This is a genomic window from Pyxidicoccus sp. M15 (assembly GCF_056858435.1).
This window is the reverse complement of the sequence record NZ_CM166495.1, coordinates 11,462,699-11,479,200: the sequence shown is the minus strand read 5'-3', so window position 1 is coordinate 11,479,200 and position 16,502 is coordinate 11,462,699. Positions and strand designations below refer to the sequence as shown.

At 70.4% G+C, this 16,502-nt stretch carries 12 protein-coding genes; 6 read left to right on the top strand and 6 right to left on the bottom strand.

Annotated elements, in window-relative coordinates; genetic code table 11:
- Position 1: 1 nt before the first annotated feature.
- Positions 2-2,215 (bottom strand): mucoidy inhibitor MuiA family protein, encoded by a 2,214-nt coding sequence (locus tag ACX9TP_RS42460; RefSeq protein WP_482976394.1) that lies wholly within the window; start codon positions 2,213-2,215, stop codon positions 2-4.
- A 217-nt stretch (positions 2,216-2,432) separates the two neighbouring features.
- Between ACX9TP_RS42460 and ACX9TP_RS42455 the strand changes: the two genes are divergently transcribed.
- Genes ACX9TP_RS42455 through ACX9TP_RS42445 form a run of 3 tightly spaced genes read left to right on the top strand, consistent with a single transcriptional unit; the run spans position 2,433 to position 7,078 of the window.
- The gene (locus ACX9TP_RS42455; RefSeq protein ID WP_482976393.1) at positions 2,433-3,146 is read left to right on the top strand and encodes a class I SAM-dependent methyltransferase; all 714 of its coding nucleotides are present in this window, start codon (positions 2,433-2,435) and stop codon (positions 3,144-3,146) included.
- Positions 3,143-4,009: a sigma-70 family RNA polymerase sigma factor gene (locus ACX9TP_RS42450; protein WP_482976392.1), complete on the top strand. Its 867-nt coding sequence runs from the start codon at positions 3,143-3,145 to the stop codon at positions 4,007-4,009. The genes ACX9TP_RS42455 and ACX9TP_RS42450 overlap by 4 nt, the downstream gene beginning before the upstream one ends.
- A 9-nt stretch (positions 4,010-4,018) precedes the next feature.
- The gene (locus ACX9TP_RS42445) at positions 4,019-7,078 is read left to right on the top strand and encodes a tetratricopeptide repeat protein (protein ID WP_482976391.1); all 3,060 of its coding nucleotides are present in this window, start codon (positions 4,019-4,021) and stop codon (positions 7,076-7,078) included.
- A gap of 1 nt (position 7,079) precedes the next feature.
- On the opposite strand, the gene ACX9TP_RS42440 is transcribed toward ACX9TP_RS42445, so the two are convergent.
- Together ACX9TP_RS42440 and ACX9TP_RS42435 are read right to left on the bottom strand one after the other, a co-directional pair.
- Positions 7,080-7,331: a hypothetical protein gene (locus ACX9TP_RS42440; RefSeq protein ID WP_482976390.1), complete on the bottom strand. Its 252-nt coding sequence runs from the start codon at positions 7,329-7,331 to the stop codon at positions 7,080-7,082.
- Between the two features lie 25 nt (positions 7,332-7,356).
- Positions 7,357-7,665, bottom strand: a complete 309-nt coding sequence (locus tag ACX9TP_RS42435) for a hypothetical protein (RefSeq protein WP_482976389.1) — start codon at positions 7,663-7,665, stop codon at positions 7,357-7,359.
- Between the two features lie 36 nt (positions 7,666-7,701).
- Here ACX9TP_RS42435 and ACX9TP_RS42430 point away from each other — a divergent pair, with 36 nt between their 5' ends.
- The 3 genes from ACX9TP_RS42430 (at position 7,702) to ACX9TP_RS42420 (ending at position 10,078) form a co-directional block, all read left to right on the top strand.
- Positions 7,702-8,070 carry a hypothetical protein gene (locus ACX9TP_RS42430; RefSeq protein WP_482976388.1) on the top strand — a complete coding sequence of 123 codons (369 nt, stop codon included), beginning with the start codon at positions 7,702-7,704 and terminating at the stop codon, positions 8,068-8,070.
- A 150-nt stretch (positions 8,071-8,220) separates the two neighbouring features.
- Complete coding sequence (locus ACX9TP_RS42425; RefSeq protein WP_482976387.1) at positions 8,221-9,624, top strand: hypothetical protein; 1,404 nt, start codon at positions 8,221-8,223, stop codon at positions 9,622-9,624.
- Between the two features lie 94 nt (positions 9,625-9,718).
- Positions 9,719-10,078, top strand: a complete 360-nt coding sequence (locus ACX9TP_RS42420) for a hypothetical protein (RefSeq protein WP_482976386.1) — start codon at positions 9,719-9,721, stop codon at positions 10,076-10,078.
- Positions 10,079-10,132: 54 nt separating this feature from the next.
- On the opposite strand, the gene ACX9TP_RS42415 is transcribed toward ACX9TP_RS42420, so the two are convergent.
- From ACX9TP_RS42415 to ACX9TP_RS42405, 3 genes are all read right to left on the bottom strand, one after another.
- The gene (locus ACX9TP_RS42415; RefSeq protein ID WP_482976385.1) at positions 10,133-10,717 is read right to left on the bottom strand and encodes a class I SAM-dependent methyltransferase; all 585 of its coding nucleotides are present in this window, start codon (positions 10,715-10,717) and stop codon (positions 10,133-10,135) included.
- Between the two features lie 109 nt (positions 10,718-10,826).
- Positions 10,827-14,642 carry a hypothetical protein gene (locus ACX9TP_RS42410; protein WP_482976384.1) on the bottom strand — a complete coding sequence of 1,272 codons (3,816 nt, stop codon included), beginning with the start codon at positions 14,640-14,642 and terminating at the stop codon, positions 10,827-10,829.
- Between the two features lie 50 nt (positions 14,643-14,692).
- Positions 14,693-16,447: an Ig-like domain-containing protein gene (locus tag ACX9TP_RS42405; protein WP_482976383.1), complete on the bottom strand. Its 1,755-nt coding sequence runs from the start codon at positions 16,445-16,447 to the stop codon at positions 14,693-14,695.
- Positions 16,448-16,502 lie beyond the last annotated feature (55 nt).

Here is a 16,502-nt window from a genome sequence, read left to right as displayed (position 1 = left end):
GTCAGGCCTCGCGGCGGTTGCCGCCCTCGAGCTCGTTGTTGGCATACAGCTTCACCACGTACTGCGCGGAGAGCTGCTGGGTCTGGTTGGCCGGCACGGTGAGCCGCCAGCGCCGCCCGCCCTCCAGCGCTTTGCTGCCGCGCTCCTGCTGCGTGTAGGGCTCCCACGCCGGGGTGACGGCGCCCTCTTCCACCACCACCTCCGCGTCGGGCGCGGGCTGGGGAATGCGCTCGCGGACCTCGCAGGTGATGTCCCGGTCCAGGTTGTTGGCCAGGTCGATGGTGAGGTCGTGCCACAGCTCCGTCGTCGCCACGATTTTGGAGCCGCTGCGCTGCTCCCGGTAGCGGGTGTTGCGCGCGCAGCGGATGGCCTGCTCCACGCCCAGGCCCAGCTTGAAGTTGCCGCGGGGGGCCACGGTGGGCAGGGTGGTGGACAGCACGTACTCGCCGCCCACGTACACCTCGGCGGGGCCGGCCAGCATGGGGGCGGGCAGCGGGTTCAGCACCTCGGCCTGCCGGTAGACGTTCGAGTCCTCCCGCGGCACGGCCACGTAGAGGACGCTGGCGTCACCGGTGCGCGCGCCCAGCGCCACGGAGTGGAAGACACCATCCGAGGGCACATCCACCGTGGCCTCGGCCGTGTAGCTGAAGTCGAAGCGGCTGGAGCTGTTCCTCACGTCGGCGGTGCCGCCGGGCAGCGGCGTGGAGGCCATGCCCTGGGCGCGTGCTTCCGCCCCGGCCACCGCCGCCATGACGTCGAACGTCACCTCCACCTGGAAGCGCGCCAGCGTCTCCAGATAGAAGCGGCGCGCGTCCATGGGCTGGAGCCGGTTGCGGTGCGCCCCGTCCGAGGCGGGCGCGAGCCGCAGGTGGGTGAAGACCACCGCCTCCAGGCCGGCCTGCGTGGGCCCGGCGCCGGACCCGAAGGAGGGCCCGCCCCGGTCCATCTTCTTGGACAGCTCCTTGCTGCGGCGCGCGGGCGGCCCGGCGGAGACGGCGGGCATGAGGGACCTGCTGGGCGCGGCGGGACGAGGCGGGGCCATGGGCGCCTCGGCCACCGCCGCGGACTCGTAGGACATCTCCTCCTCGTCCTGGGCGGCGTAGGACTTCATCGAGGGGGCGGCCAGCCCCCTCATGTCCTCGTCATCGACGCCGCCCTCGCTCATCATGGCGTCCATCTCCGCCGGGACGGGGGGCTCCATGCTCTCGATGTCCAGGGGCTCGCCGAGGGCGGGGAGCGGGAAGGGCGAGGGGGAGGGCAGCACGCGCAGCAGCGCCTGCCGGTCCCGGTCGAAGTCGGAGAAGAGCGAGGCGGCGCCCTGGGGCGGCGGACGGAAGCCCGTGCGCGCGGGGGGCGGGGGCTGCGCGCGGCCGATGCGGATGGAGGACAGCTCCGGCAGCTCCGTCCAGCTCATCGGGGCGGCGGTGGAGAGCACCAGCTTCACGCCGCTCCAGTCCTCGCCGGAGTACTGGCCGATGAGGGCGCGCATCACCAGCTCCATCTGCCGGCAGTCCCGCGTCAGGCGGCACTGGTAGCTGGGCGCCCAGCGCGCGCCGGGGACGAAGTACTCCACGGAGAGGCTCGCGCGGGAGAGCGCGGCCCCCTGGTGGCGCAGCTGCACGTGCACGGACTTGTAGAGGTCCTGGGCCGTCACCTGCCGCGCGGTGGAGGCCTGGGACAGCCGCTGCTCGAGGACGGCCACCTCCTCGCGCAGCGTCCGGAGCTGCTCGCCCAGGGTGCGCATCTCCGCGAGCCGGGCCTGCGCCCCGTCATGGGTGAACTGCTCCAGCGCCATGCGCGCGCCCAGGGGCGAGGGCGGTGGGGGCTTGCCCTCCTCGGGCTTCGGGCGCGGGGGCACGGTGATGCCGCCGAAGACCTCCAGCTCCCACTGGCGCTGGCGGATGTGGCTCTCCACCGTGCGCACCTGCTGCCGCAGCGTGCGCAGCGCGGCCTGGTCCACCGTCTCCAGCGGCGCCTCGCGGGGCGGCAGCCACAGGCCCACGCGCACGTTCGTGGCCGTGAGGTCCGCGCCGTCGCCACCGGTGGACAGCACCCGCACGCGCACCGTGGGGTCGAACAGCGCCAGCGGCAGCCGGGGGATTTCGAGCTCCCCGGGCGCGCGGCCCTCGGGGCAGTCCAGCGTCAGCAGCCGCGTCACCCGCGCGCCCTGCTGGTAGAGCGTCACGGTGTCGATGCGGGATTCCACGACGGGCATCGGTGCTCCCGGTCAGAGGTGTGAGCAGACGGCGTGCCGCCCGTCGGCCCGTGCCCACTTTCTTCCGGAACGGTCCGCGCCCACAAGGTGAAGCATGGCGCCGCGCGCGCTTCAGTTGCCCTGGAGCGAGGGGCTCCGTGTCCGTCCGGCGACGCCCGCTGCCCGGGCGGCCTGGCGGACGGGGCATGTCGCCGGCACGAGCGTATGCTGCGGGGCCATGGAACAGGTGCACCGTGACAGCGCCGGGCGGATGCGCTCGCTGCTCTCCAACGGGCAGGCAACGTCAGCGACCTTCCGGACGGCGCTGCTGGACGTGCCCCCGGCCGAGCGCGATGCCTGGGTGGACCACGTCTTCGGACTCGATGCACTTCCTGACGACGGTCCCGCGCTTCCACGGGATTGCGTCCCCTACATGCCGTGTCCGGTCGACGTCCTGCTTCAGGTGGTGGAGCACGCCCAGGTGCGGCCCGACGACGTGTTCGTCGACGTCGGCTCGGGGCTCGGACGGGCGGCGGTGCTGACGCAAATCCTGAGCGGGGCGACGTCGCTGGGCGTCGAGATTCAGCCCGACCTCGTCACGGCCTCGCGCCAGCTCGCGGAGCGCTTGAGCGTGTCGCGCTTCTCGGTGGTGGAGGGCGACGCGGCGAGGCTCGCCGGAGGCCTCACCGGCGGGTCGGTCTTCTTCCTGTACTGCCCCTTCAGTGGTGAGCGCCTGGAGCAGGTCCTCGCGGCGCTCGAGTCCATCTCACGGACGCGGCGGATTCGGGTCTGCTGTGTCGACCTGCCGCCGCTTTCGCGCCCATGGCTGACGCTGGTGGCCCAGCCCTCCGGGAGCCTCGCCATCTACCGGAGCCCCGAGCTCCCGGGGGGCGCTACCGGTGCCAGCCCTTCCTCCACTACAATGAGGCCGTGCTCCCCTCGCCAGCCGTGAAACTGGCAGCCATCTTCACCGGACACCTTCCGCGGGGTGCCGACGCCGCGAGTCTCGATGGCGCGGCGCTCGAAGCCCGGCTCCAGGCCCGTGTCTCCGAGGCGGCGGCGGCGTGGCCGGAACTGGCGATATCCCCGGAGGACTTCGTCGCCTTCCTGGCGGAGCGGCTCCTTCCCGGCGCTCCCGTGGAGCAGGGCCTGGAGGCGCTCCACGTGGGAGATTTGCTGCTCGCCTTCGCGTGCGCGCGCAACGAGCCCGGGGCCTTGCGCCACTTCGACGACAAGGTGCTGTCCCAGGCCGTCCGGGCCGCGGAGCGGATGGACCCGTCACCCGCGTTCCGCGAGGAGCTCACCCAGCAGCTCCGCCAGAAGCTGTTCGTGGGCGAGCGGCCCCGCATCCTGGACTACTCGGGGCGCGGCCCGCTGGTGGGCTGGGTCCGGGCCGCGGTCATCCGGGACGCGCTGAACCTGCGCGGCCCCGCCCGCCAGGAGGCGGGAGATGACGCGCTGCTCGACCTGCCCTCGGACCGCGCGGACCCGGAGCTCGACTACCTCCGCCGCCGCCACCAGCGCGAGTTCGCCGAGTGCTTCCGGGACGCGCTGGAGGCGCTGGACGCGCAGGAGAAGACGCTCCTGCGGCTGCACTTCGCGGACGGCGTGGGGGTGGAGCAGCTCGCGCGGCACTACCAGGTGCACCGCGCCACCCTGAGCCGCCGGCTCGCCAATGCCCGGGAGGCCATGGTGAAGCACACGCTGCGCCTGCTGAAGGAGCGCTACCGGCTGAGCCCCGCGGAGCTGCAGAGCGTCATCCGCCTGCTCCAGAGCAACCTGGAGCTGCGCATGAGCCAGCTGTTCCCGCGTTGAGCCCGGCGCATGGCCTGCCTCGATGAAAACGCGCTGCTGGACTACGCCGGCGGCCACCTGCCGGAGGCCGCGCGCGCGGACGTGGACGCGCATGTCGCCACCTGCGCCGCCTGCCGCGAGCTGCTGGCGCAGTGGCTGAATGCCGGCGCGGACGGCGCGGCGGACACGGGGGACCCGGACCGGACGGTGCCGCTCTCGCCGGCGCGCGCGCGCCGTGGCCGGCTGGAGTCCGCGCCGGACAGGCCGCCCGCGCCTCTGTCGCGCGGCGGTCTCCCGCAGGGCACCCGGGTGGGGCGCTACGTCGTGCTGCGCCCCTTGGGCGAGGGTGGCATGGGGGTGGTCTACACCGCCTGGGACCCGGAGCTGGACCGCACCGTGTGCCTCAAGCTGCTGCGCGCCGAGCTCGTCGCGCTGCTGGGGGACGAGGCGCAGCCCCGGCTGCAGCGCGAGGCCCAGGCGATGGCGCGGGTGGCGCACCCCCACGTGGTGGGCATCCACGACGTGGGGACGTGGGACGGGGGCCTGTTCATCGCCATGGAGTACGTACGCGGCGGCAACCTGCGTGAGTGGCTGCGCCAGGCGCCGCGCGGCTGGCGCGAGGTGGTGGACGTCTTCGTGCAGGCCGGACGCGGGCTCGAGGCGGCGCACGCCCACGGGCTGATTCACCGCGACATCAAGCCCGACAACCTGCTGGTGGGCGAGGACGGCCGCGCGCGCGTCACCGACTTCGGGCTGGTGCTCCAGGCCTCGGGTGTCCAGGCCCCGCGCCCCGAGCTCGTCGGCGTCACGCCGGGAGCGCTGGACGTCAAGCTGACCCGCGCCGGGCGCGTCATGGGCACGCCGGCCTACATGCCGCCCGAGCAGCTCGAGGGCCGCGCCGTCGACGCGCTCTCGGACCAGTTCAGCTTCTGCGCGTCGCTGTTCGAGGCCCTCTTCGACGAGCGCCCCTTCTCCGGCGACAGCGTGGACGAGGTCTGCCGGAACATCACGCTCGGTAGGGTCAGCGCCATCCCCGCGGGCCGGGTGCCCGGCTGGCTGAAGTCCGTGGTGCTCCAGGGGCTGTCCAGCGAGCCGTCGCGCCGTCACCCGTCGATGCGCGTCCTGTTGCAGCGGCTCTCGCGGGACATGGGGCGCAGGCGCGCGTGGCTCACGGCCGGCGGGGTGGCGCTGCTCGGGGCCGCCACCGCCTTCGCGGCGCCCCAGTACGCGCAGCACACCCGTCTCGCCGCCTGCGACTCCCAGCAGCAGGCGCTCGCGGGCACCTGGGACGAGGCGGCGGTGGGGGCCCTCACCCGGGCATTCGCCGGCACCGGGCTGCCCCACGCGGACGCGGCCTGGAGCGCCTCGCGGGCCGTGGTGGGGGCCTACGCGGACCAGTGGGTGCGGCTGCGCCAGGAGGTGTGCCGCGCGGCGGTGGTGCACCGCCTGCCGGAGGAGACGCTCTGGCTGCAGGAGCGCTGCCTGGCCCGCGGCCTCCAGGCGCTGAAGTCGCTCTCCTCGCTGTACCTCGCGGCGGACCGCGAGGTCGTCTCCCGCTCGCTGAGCATGGCCCATGCGCTCCCCGAGCTGGCCTCCTGTGGCGAGGTGGCGGTGCTCACCGCCTCGCCCACGCCGCCCCCGTCGGACGCCGCGCTGCGGGCGAAGGTGGAGGCCGCGCGGCTGACGCTGGTCGAGCTGCGCGCGCGGCGCGAGGCGGGCCGCTTCCGCCAGGTGATGGAGCCCCTCCAGGCGCTGCGCACGGAGGTGGAGGCGCTGGGCTACCGGCCGGTGGAGGCGGAGGTGCTGCACCTGCACGCGCTCGCGCAGCACGACGCGGGGCTCGTCCGCGAAGCGGTGGAGTCGCTGCGGCGCGCGGCGGTGGCGGCGGAGGCGGGGCGGCATGAGCTGCTCGCGGCCAGGGCCTGGACGGACCTGGTGTTCGCGGCGGGGCGGCGGCTCAAGCGCTTCGACGAGGCGCGCCTGGGCGCGGACCTCGCGGCGGCGGCGCTGGAGCGCGTGGGCGGCGAGCCCGTCCTCGCCGCGCGGCTGCTCGCCAACCGCGCGGCGCTCGAGTCCGCGCAGGGAAACGTGGACGGCGCGGTGAAGCTCAACGCGGAGGCCGTCTCCGCCTACCGCCGGCTGCTGGGCGACGGCCACCCGGACACCGCGCGCGCCTTCCTCCAGTGGGGCACGCTGCTCTACTCCGCCCGGCGCGACGCGGAGGCGAAGGAGGTCTTCCAGCAGGCGCTCTCCGCGATGGAGCGCTCGGTGGGGCCGGGCCACCCCGCTGTGGTGGCCCTCCTCACCAGCCTGGGCCGCATCGCCCGGCGGCAGGGCGACGCCGAGGCGGGAAGGGCGTACTACGACCGCGCGATACGGCTCCTGGAGGCCCTGGACGGCCCGGAGCACCCGGACCTGGCCGTGCCCCTCACGAACCGCTCCATCCTGCTCCAGGGGCTGGGGCGCTTCGACGAGGCGCGTGAGGACCTGCGCCGCGCCCTGGAGCTGTCGCGCCGGGGCTCGGGTGACGACAGCCTGGAGGTCGCGGACGCGCATGGCCAGCTCGCGCTGCTGGAGCTGCGGAGCCGCGCGCTCGAGCCGGCGCTCGACTCCGCGGAGCGCGCGCTGCGCCTGGCGCGGGCGAAGCTGCCCGTGGGCCATGCGGACTTCACCTTCTACGAGAGCACGCTCGCGCACGTGCTGTCGGCGCGCGGGCGGTGGGCGGAGGCGCAGCGCCTGTTCGAGTCGGCCGAGCGGGCGAAGCAGGCCGCGGACGGCGCGGGCTCCGACGCGCTGGCGGACATCCTCACCGGGCTGGCGCTGACACAGGTGGAGCAGGGGCGGGGCCCCGCGGCGGAAGCGGCCGCGAGGCGGGCCCTGGCGCTGCGGGCCACCCTGGGCGCGGACCCCGCCAACGTGGCGGAGACGCGCTTCGTCCTGGCCCGGGCGCTGTGGCTCAACGGACAGCGCCGCGCCGCGCTGGACGAGGCGCGCGGCGCGGTGACGGACTACGCGAGGTCCTCACAGCGGCGGGAGCTGGACGCCGCCGACGTGGCCCGCTGGCTGTCGGCGCGTTTGCCGCCGCGCTGACCTACGTCGTCGTGGTGCCTCCCGTATCGCCCTGGATGATGATGTCGGCGCTCTTCCCGTCCTCGTCACCCCGGACGGTGGAGTTGCCGCCCGTCTCGGACGAGGCCGACGCGGCCTCGGCGGCCGCCGCCGCCTTGGAGACCGCCGCGCCCACCTCTCCCAGCAGCCGCGTGAAGTCGCGGACCACGCCGCTGATGAACTCGTCGGCGGCCGGCGGGGGCGTCGGGGCGGGCTGGGGCGGAGGCGGCTTCACCTCCACCGGTGGCCGGGTGGAACTGTCAGGCCCCTTCAGTGTCGTGGGCTGGAAGGAACTCCCTTGCGAAATCCGCGTCGACATCTGTTTTCCCCCTCTGCATGGTCGAAAAGCGACCCGAACGGATTATCGCCGCTCGGGCCGGAATGATGCGTCCCTGGTGGTTGCCGCCGTCCAGAGGACCGATGCGTCGATATGTGCCGATGTGTGCCGCGCCGCTCAGGTTCGGGAACTGCGCCTGCGCCGAGAAGAGCTCCTGGAGGGTGAAGGAGTTGAGCGCGTCCAGCTGCGTGCGCAGGGCCTGGGCCTCCGCGCCCAGCCCCTGGGCCTCCATGCGCGCATACAGCTCGTGCAGGGTGTCCCGGGGAGGGTGAACGAGGCCAGCGTCGGGGTGTCGCTGGTGGTGCCGGGGTGGCCGTGCCAGTTCGTCTGCCCGGTCGTCACGGCGCTCTGCCACTCCGCGAAGGTGTGGCCCCGGGCGGTCGTCTCCATCCGCACGGTGACGGACGCGGCGAACGTCACGTCCGTCCCGGTGACTTGGTCGAAGTTCACGTACTCCAACGGGGCGTGGATGGTGGCGCCGGACAGGTCCTGCCCGGCGAACAGCCCGTTCCAGTTCACATCGGGGTGGGCGAGGATGGCGTCCAGCGCGTCCGCGACCAGCGTGCTCTTCGTGGGGTCGGCGCGCAGGCGCGTGACGAAGTCGGCGTCGCTCTCGTTCGCGTTGGCCTCGGGGTAGCGGAACTCCTTTCGTCATGTCGCTGCCTCCTGAATCCATGGCAGGGGCACGCGGAAAGACGTCGCGGTCGATTTTTCGCGACGTCCATTCAGGTCCTCCTGTCATCGATTCAAGAGGCGGCGATTTCGAGCGCCGCACAGGAGAAAACCCATGAACATCCATTTCCCGAAGCCCGCCCCGGTCGCCGCTCCCCAGGTGAAGCCCGCGCCGCCGCCTCCGCCGCCCCCGCCGCCCGTCAAGGCGGCTCCCCCGGCTCCTTCCTCCCCGCAGACGGGGTTCATGTCCCAGGCCCAGGTGGCCGGAAGGAACCAGTCCCTGCGCGCGATTGGCGTGCCCACGGGCGGGCCCCAGGGCGCGGCCACCACCCTGCGCAACGAGCGGCTGGGGGACGGCAACAGCAACTGCCTGGAGCGCGCCATGGGGCTGGCCCGGCCCGGGGACTCCGTCGTCTTCCTCACCGACTCGCGTGACGGGGTGGGGCACGCCGTCGTGCGCCGGCCCGACGGCTCCATCGTCGACCCGAACGAGCCGGGACGCAGCTTCCCGGACCTGCTGGCCTACCAGTCCACCCGCCCCCAGTACGGCCAGCCGCTGTCGGTGCCGCGGGAGCAGCTGGCCACGGTGCTGGCGACGCCGGCCGGGCCCGGACGTGACGCGCTCATCCAGTCCATGGGCCTGGGGCCCGTGGCGAACCGGCTGGTGGCGGACACCTACGACATGGCCACGCTGACGACCGCCTGCGAGGCCGTGCACGCCGCCATCGAAGCCACCCGGAGCACGGGCGCCGGCCACATCATGGCCGAGTCGATGCGGGCCGCCATCGACTCGGTGCGGCGCTCCCATCCGGAGTGGAGCCCCGAGCAGGTGATGGACTACGCGGTGGCCGCCACCCACGCCTGTCTCGTCGGGCCCGGGAACGGGCTGGACATGCTCAACCAGCCCGGCGCGCGCTCCAACGTGGTGGGGATGATCAACGCGCTCGGCAGCGAGCAGGTGGCCCACCCGGGCGTCGCGCTCGACCTCACGGGCGGCATGGACCTGCGGCCCGAGTTCAGTGACCTGACGGACAACCAGGCCTTCCACTGCTTCTTCTTCGTCACGGCGGGCTACGTGGCCAACGGGCAGCCGTTCCTCAATGACGTCATGGCCAACGGGGTGGGGGCCTGGGGCCACGAGCAGCGGGATGGGGGCGCCTCTCGCGAGGACTACATCGCCAGCAACATCTCGCTCACCATGGGGCAGAGCCTGCTGGCCCGCGGGCTCTCGGGGGACATGGCCCAGGTGACGGAGTCACCGGAGGTGATGCTGGCCGTCTACACCCCGGACGCGGGCACGGGCACCGCCGCGGAGACCGCGCGGCAGGCGACCACCGAGCGCGTCAACGAGCTGAAGGACGCGCTCGCGATGCTCGAGGCGGGCAAGGGCCTGATGATTGCCCCGGATACCCTGTCGCGTGCCGTGGGCGGCTTCCTCGACCTGATTGGCGTGCACGAGGTGTCCTACGTCATTCCGCTCACGGACCCGCCGGACTGGGTGAACCCGGCCAACCAGTAGCGGGATGAAACAAAGTGGCGCCATAGTGGGAGATACCGGCACCTGGATGTCGCTCGGTCCAGGGCCCGGCTCGCTCAATCCAAGGAGACCTGTCATGCACCGGAAGATGATTCGCTGGGTGTCGGCTTCGTGCTTCGTACTCGCGCTCGCGGCCTGTGGTCCGGCGGAGGAGCTCCCCCAGGAAGAGACGCTTTCGACGGTGGATGAGGTCGAGCAGGGCATCGGCTCGACGCCGCTGTGCACCAGCGACATCTACACGGTGGGCTACATCCAGGGGAAGACGGACTGGGCCGCGGCCTGTGGCAACTGCGCCACGGTCGCCGGAGGAGGCTTCGGGCTTCCGGGCACCTACTACGAGCGGTGCTGCAAGCAGCCCCGCAGCGGCGACGGCCCGACGACGTGCGGGAGCTGGAAGCTCATCAAGCCCGTCTGTTCCACCTGCTCGCCGCTCTGATTCCGCCACGCGGGCCCGCATTCCAGGGGCAGCGAGCCGACACGCGCTGCCCGCTCATCCCGCGCGACGGGGCCCATCCCTTCGCGCGCTCGCCACCAGGCGGGCCTCGTGACGCCCTTCCTCGCTCCACCCCTCGGTATACGCGACGCACTCCAGCCCCTGGAGCAGCCCGGGCAGCTCCCCGTCCTCCAGCAGGAAGCGGGCGGAGGGATGCGCGTGCCGCTGGAGGTTGCTCCGGGTGGGCTGTGCGAAGACGAGCAGCCCGCCCGGTGCGAGCACCTCCGGGAAGCGGGCGAACAGCGGCCGCCAGAGGAAGTTCAGGCACAGCACGACGTCGAAGGGGCCGGGCGGGAGCGGCTCCACCTCCACGTCCAGGGGCTGCGTCCGCAGGCCCACTCCCGCGGCCCGTGCGTCCTCGGAGGCCCGCTCGAGCGCCACCTCCGAGATGTCCAGCAGGGTGACGTCCAGGCCCCTCCGCGCGAGCCACAAGGCCTCCCGCCCGGTGCCGCCCGCCACGTCGAGCGCACGGCCCGTGGCGGGAAGCAGGTCCGCGAGCGAGCGCAGGAAGGCGGAGGGCTCCCGGGCTTCCTGCGGCTCGCGGTAGCGGGTGTTCCACCGCCGCCGGTCTTCCTCGGACATGCTCTCTCCTGGGAGGAGGGTACGGACTTTCCCCTACCATGTCCGCCGGGCCTGAAGAACGCTCAGGGCCGCGCGGCATGCGCTGGACTGAAGGCGAGGCCAACGCCATTCAGATGTCAGTCGCCAGCTTCCAGGTGGGCTTCACCCACTTGGGCCCGTTCTCGGTCTCCTTGATGAACGCCGTGTTGGCCAGGTTGGACGGCACCAGGTAGGCGCCGATGAAGGGCTCCGCGATGGCCGCTGCCTGCTCGACGACCACCCCCAGCACGCTGCCGCCGCCGTTGCTGGTCGTTCCGCCGAAGCCTGCTTGCTGCAGCGAGCCCCAGTCCACCTCGGTGGAGTAGGTGGCGGTTGGCGGGTTTGTCGAGCTCACGTAGTTGAGAGACTGGGTCAGACTGTTGACGAAGCCGAAGAGGGTGCCGTTGTAGACAACCGCGCCCGGAGCGGTGGACTGGAACGAAGTGCCGGCGTTGTCCGTGAGCACCGCTTGAAGGGGGACGGTGGGATGGCTGCTCGTACCGAACGTCATGCTCGAGTCGATGATGACGTAGCCCAGCTGTGAGCCGGTTGCGTTGATGAAGCAATAGATGCGGCCATCGAATACCGCTGCGGACGGGCCGATGTTGGCAGCCGTCAAGACGGCGGTCTTGGTGCTGACGTCGTAGATCTGGGTGTCATTGCACCAGACGCCGTTCGAAGACATGACGGTGCAGCCCAGCTTTCCGTCGTTGGAATCGCCGGTGTGGAACAGGTAGAGCTGGTTGTTGTACGTAACGAGCGAGGGAGAGCCGTCCAACCCTCCACCCGAAGCGGCTGTCTGGGGACCCCAGCTGTTCCCGTCAGACGAGGCGTTGTACCAGATGTTGTTGTGGCCGTGCGCCTTGTACGCGACGTAGAGCTTGCCGTTGTAGACCGCTGCGCTGGGCGCGTTGGACAGCAGGTTGGTGCCCGAGTTCAAGTTCTGGGGGATGAGCTGGATCTGGGTCTCCCAGCTGTTCACACCCGAGAGCACGTTGTAGAAGAGCTGCCCGGCCGCATTGGCGTAGACGACCCACACCGAATAGTTGTTGAGCGCCGCCAGCGCCGGCGAGCCCGTCATCTTCTGCGCGCCTGGAACAGAGGTGGGCGCACTCCAGGAGCCGCAGCGGAGCGCGCTGTAATAGAGGACGCCGCTGTTTCCGGACGCTTGATAGGCCACGTACAGGCTGTTCGGCGTGGCCGTGGCGGAGGGGGAGCCGGTAATCACCGGCTCCCACCCGACCGTCGTGGTGCCGGACCAGCTGCTTCCGTTGAACACGTTGTAGTAGAGCCAGCCGTTGCTCTGGCTGAAGAAGAGGTAGAGCTGCTCCGCCCCTCCCTCGGGGGTGTACACCACGGCGGAGGGCGAGTTGGCCATGGTGCCAAGCCCACCGACCGGCCCCTGCCACGCGCTGCCGTTGAAGGTGCTGTAGGTGATGGAAGAGTCGTTCGCGACGCCGCTCGGGTAGAACACATACAGCAGGCTGCCAAAGGCCGTGGCCGAGGGCGACTGACCGGCCGTGATGCTCGCTCCCGTCACCGTCACGGGCGAGCTGAAATTGCCGCTGCTGTCGCACGTGACGTAGAGCAGCGCTCCGCCGCTCGAGCTCTGGTAGAAGATATACATGACGCCGTTGAAAACAGCGGCGGACGGCGTGCCAGACAGGCTGACGTTGGGGACGAGCTGCTGTGTGGTCCAGAAGCTGGTCCCACCAGCGTTGATGGAATAGCAGAGCTGCCCGTAGCTCTCGTAGAAGCTGTAGATGACGTTCTTGTACGAGACCACGCACGGACTGCTGAGTGGGACCGTGCTCTGCACCAGCGTGTCTCCGCTCCAGCTGCCGGCGCTGTTCATTGAATCGTGCCAGAGCTGTCCGTTGTTGCTCGCCCCTTCGTGGAGGACGTGGAGCGCTCCATTCGCCACCGTGGCCGACGGCGAGTCCGAGATTCCGAGGTTGGGCACCTGGACGGGCGGGGTGGTGGTGCCGTCGGCCGAATATGTCAGGGAGAAGAGCTCACCGCTCGCGTTCTGTCCCTCGTCCTGTCCCTGGAACAAGACGTAGATCTTGTCGTTGAACACGACGGCGGAAGGCGAGCATGACAGCGTGCAGCCGAGGTCGGTCCAGGCCCAGGCTTCGCCAGGCGTGGTCGGGCGCGCAACGTACAGGTTCGCGTTGGTCGCGCCTTGATAGAAGAAGTAGGGGGACCCATCCAGCACCACCGCCGAAGGCGACTCCTTGAGGGCGATGCCGGTGCTGCTGTTCGTCCACGTGGTACCGTCGAAGACCGCTTGCTGACAGGCGCCTGCGCTCTGGAAGAAGACGCTCAGGTTCGAAGCCAGCACCACGGCCGACGGACTTCCGAGGATGCTGACGTCCGCGAGCTGGACCGGGTCGGAATAAGAAAGCGTGCTCGGGTCGAGCGTGATGTACCAGAGCCCTCCGACCTCTCCGTTCGCGCCAGCGGCCTGGTAGAAGACATACAGCTGGGAGGCCGCCCCTGCCGGTGCGAATGAGACCGCGGAGACGGTGCCCACGACGTTGACGGGGAGCGGCGCCGGCGGCGTCCAGGTCCGGGCGCTGGTGTCGTAGAGGGTGCAGAAGAGCTGGGTCTGGTTCTGGAACAGGCACACCAGGTCGCTCTCGAAGCAGAGGGTGCCGGGCCCGGCCGAAACGGCGAGGGTGTTGAGCGCCGTGGCCGGGGACCACGACCAGCTCGTGGTGCAGCGGCTGTAGTAGATCTTCGAGTTGTCGGGCCCGCCGTAGAACACGTAGAGCTGGTCGTTGAACACGACCGGCGCGGGCTGGTTGCTGATGGAAGCACCGTCGACCTGGTCCATCGGGTTCCACGCGCTGCCGTTGGAGGTCGTGTAGTAGAGGTCTCCCTGCTGGTTCTTGTCCTGCATGAACACGAGCAGCTCGCCGTTGAAGACGACGGGGGCTGGCGCGTAGGACAGCGAGATGGGCAGAAGCTGCATGTCGCTGGACCAGCTGCTGCCATCGAAATACAGGTAGTAGATGTTCGTGCTGTCGTCGTTTCCCTCGTGCACCACGACGATGTTGCCGTTGAACACGCAGGCCTGCGGTGAAGAGCTCACGCCGGCGCTGGAAGGAATCTGCGTGCCGGACGACCAGCTGGAGCCGGCAAAGGTGTTGTAGTAGAGGCAACCATTCTTGTTGTGCCCCTGGTAGATGACGTGGATCACCCCGTTGTAGACGACCGCGGATGGCGAGCACGACACCGTCGCTCCCGACACCGCCTCATCCTCGAGCCATGAAGTTCCGTTGAAGACGGAGTAACGCAGCTGCTGGCCGTTGGAGCTCTGGTAGAAGACATACAGCTGCGTCTCGAACACCACCGCGGATGGCGCTGAAGCGTATTGCGCCCCTACCGGAATGTTGGTGAGCGGTATGTCGACAGTGATGGTCGGAGAGCAGGTCGACGAGGACGCCGCCAGCGAGGGGTTTCCGGAGGCGAGCGTGACCTGCGTGGGGGTGGACCAACCGGCGCCGTTGAACACGTTGTACCAGAGGCCCTGGGACGGCCCCTGGTAGAAGACATAGAGCAGACCGTTGAACGCGACAGCGGAGGCGCCTGCCATGGGCTGGGCACCGGGCACCGTCATGGCGGAGGCGGACCAGCCGGTGGCGCTGTACGTTGCATACTTGAGCGTGTTGCCATCCGGGAAGAAGATGAAGGTGCTGCCGCCGTAGGCGGCCAGGCACGGGGCATTGCAGAAGTCCTCGCTGATCTTCAGCCCCTCCATCTTCGGCCCGAATATCAAGCTGCTCAGGTCGTCTTTGACGGTCCCCGCGATGCTCAGTGAAATCTTGAGCCCGTCGTACCCGTCAATCGCCGTGATGAACATCCCGCCCATCATCTTGCAAACGCTGGTTGCAACGCCCATGAGGTCCGCCTCTCGTGGAGCCGCGCAATCGCGCGGGCATCAGTCAGTGGTTACGGCGCGGGCATCCAGGCCAGACCCAGGTTCCTGCTGCTGCCCGAGTGCACGCCCTGGATATCGCTGCCGTCGGCCAGCTGGGCGCTCCGGAGCGCTTGACCCAGCCAATCCGCCCAGTACAGCCGCCCGGCCGAGACATCGAGGGCAATCCCGTGCACCGTGTTCTGGTTGGTCACCAGGGGGGTGACGTTGGAGCCGTCCAGGTTGGCGACATAGATGCTGTTGCCGCGGGTCGAGTAGTAGACCTTCCCTCCACTCGAGTCGACCGCCAGGCCCACGCCCTGGCCGCCCAGGTTCGAAGCGACGGTCTCCAGGTTGCTACCATCCAGATTGAAGCGTACGAGCCGGGTGTTGTTGTAGGTGATGACATACACCTTGCCGTTCGGGGCATCGACCGCGAGGGCAGAGGGGCTATCGAGGCTGCCGACGACGGGCGTGGGATTGCTGCCATCCAGCCCGGCGCGCATGACCTGCCTTCCGTTGAAATCGGACCAGTACAGCTTGCTGTTCGTCGAATCGACCGCCAGCCCGCTGGGGAAGCCTCCGTTCGCCACGATATCGACCGGGTTCGCCCCATCACTGTCCGCTCGAACGATGGCGCTGTCGCGCGTGTAGAAGAGGGTACGGGCTTCCGGGTCGGTGGCGATGGAACCCCCCCCGCTGAGGTCGGTCGCGAGCTCCATGGCATTCGCGCCGTTCACGTCGACCCGCCACAGCGAGCCGGCGGCGGTCATCCAGTAGAGGCTCGCAAGGCCGGTGACGTCGACCGTGAAGGTGGTGGAGGTGGTGGCGGAGCCGTCACCCACCGAGAGGGTGATGGTGGTGGAGCCGCTGACGCTGGCGGCGGGGACGACGTTGAGGGTGCGGCTGGCGCCGGAGCCGCCGAGGACGAGGTTGCCGGGCTCGTTGGGCACCAGGTCGGTATTGGAGGACGTGGCGGTGACCACGAGGCCGTCGGCGGCGGTGTCCACGTCGCCCACGGTGAAGGCCAGGTCGCCGGTGGAGCCGCCAGCGGTGATGCTCTGGTTGGCCACCGGGGAAATGGTGGGAACGTCGTTCACCGCCGTGACGTCGACCGTGAAGGTGGTGGAGGTGGTGGCGGAGCCATCGCTCACCGAGAGGGTGATGGTGGTGGCGCCGCTGGCGTTGGCAGCGGGAACCACCTCGAGGGTGCGGCTGGCGCCGGAGCCGAGGACGAGATTGCTGGGGGCGTTGGGCACCAGGGCGGTGTTGGAGGACGTGGCGGTGACCACGAGGCCGTCGGCGGGGGTCTCCACGTCGCCCACGGTGAAGGCCAGGGGACCGGTCGAGCTGTCCTCGGCGAGAGTCTGGTTGGCCACCGGGGAGAGCGTGGGCGTGTCGTTCACCGGGGTGATGGTGAGGGTCACCGTGCCCTGGGCGCTCTGGCCCTTGCTGTTGGTGGCACGAAAGATGAGCGTATCTTCGCCATGGTAGTCGGCGCCGGGGGTGTAGGTGATGGCGCCATTGGCGCGCAGCTCACTCAACGTGCCGTGGTCCGGTGCGTCGACGATGGTGAAAGTGATTGCCCCGTTGCCGCTGGCCGGCAGGTTCACCTCGAGGGGCGTGTCTTCCACCGTCTCCAGGGTGACGTTGCGGGCCACCGGCGGTACGTCGGGCGGCGGCTCATTCTTGCGACAAGCCGCGAGGGTGCTGGCGACCAGTCCAAGCACCAATCCGGCGCGCAATGCGGCGACTGGCGCCGTGCGCCAGCTCGAAATCAGATGTGACATGAATCTTCCTCGGGGTGAGCCCGACCTGCACGCTGTAGACAGAACAGGTTCCGGT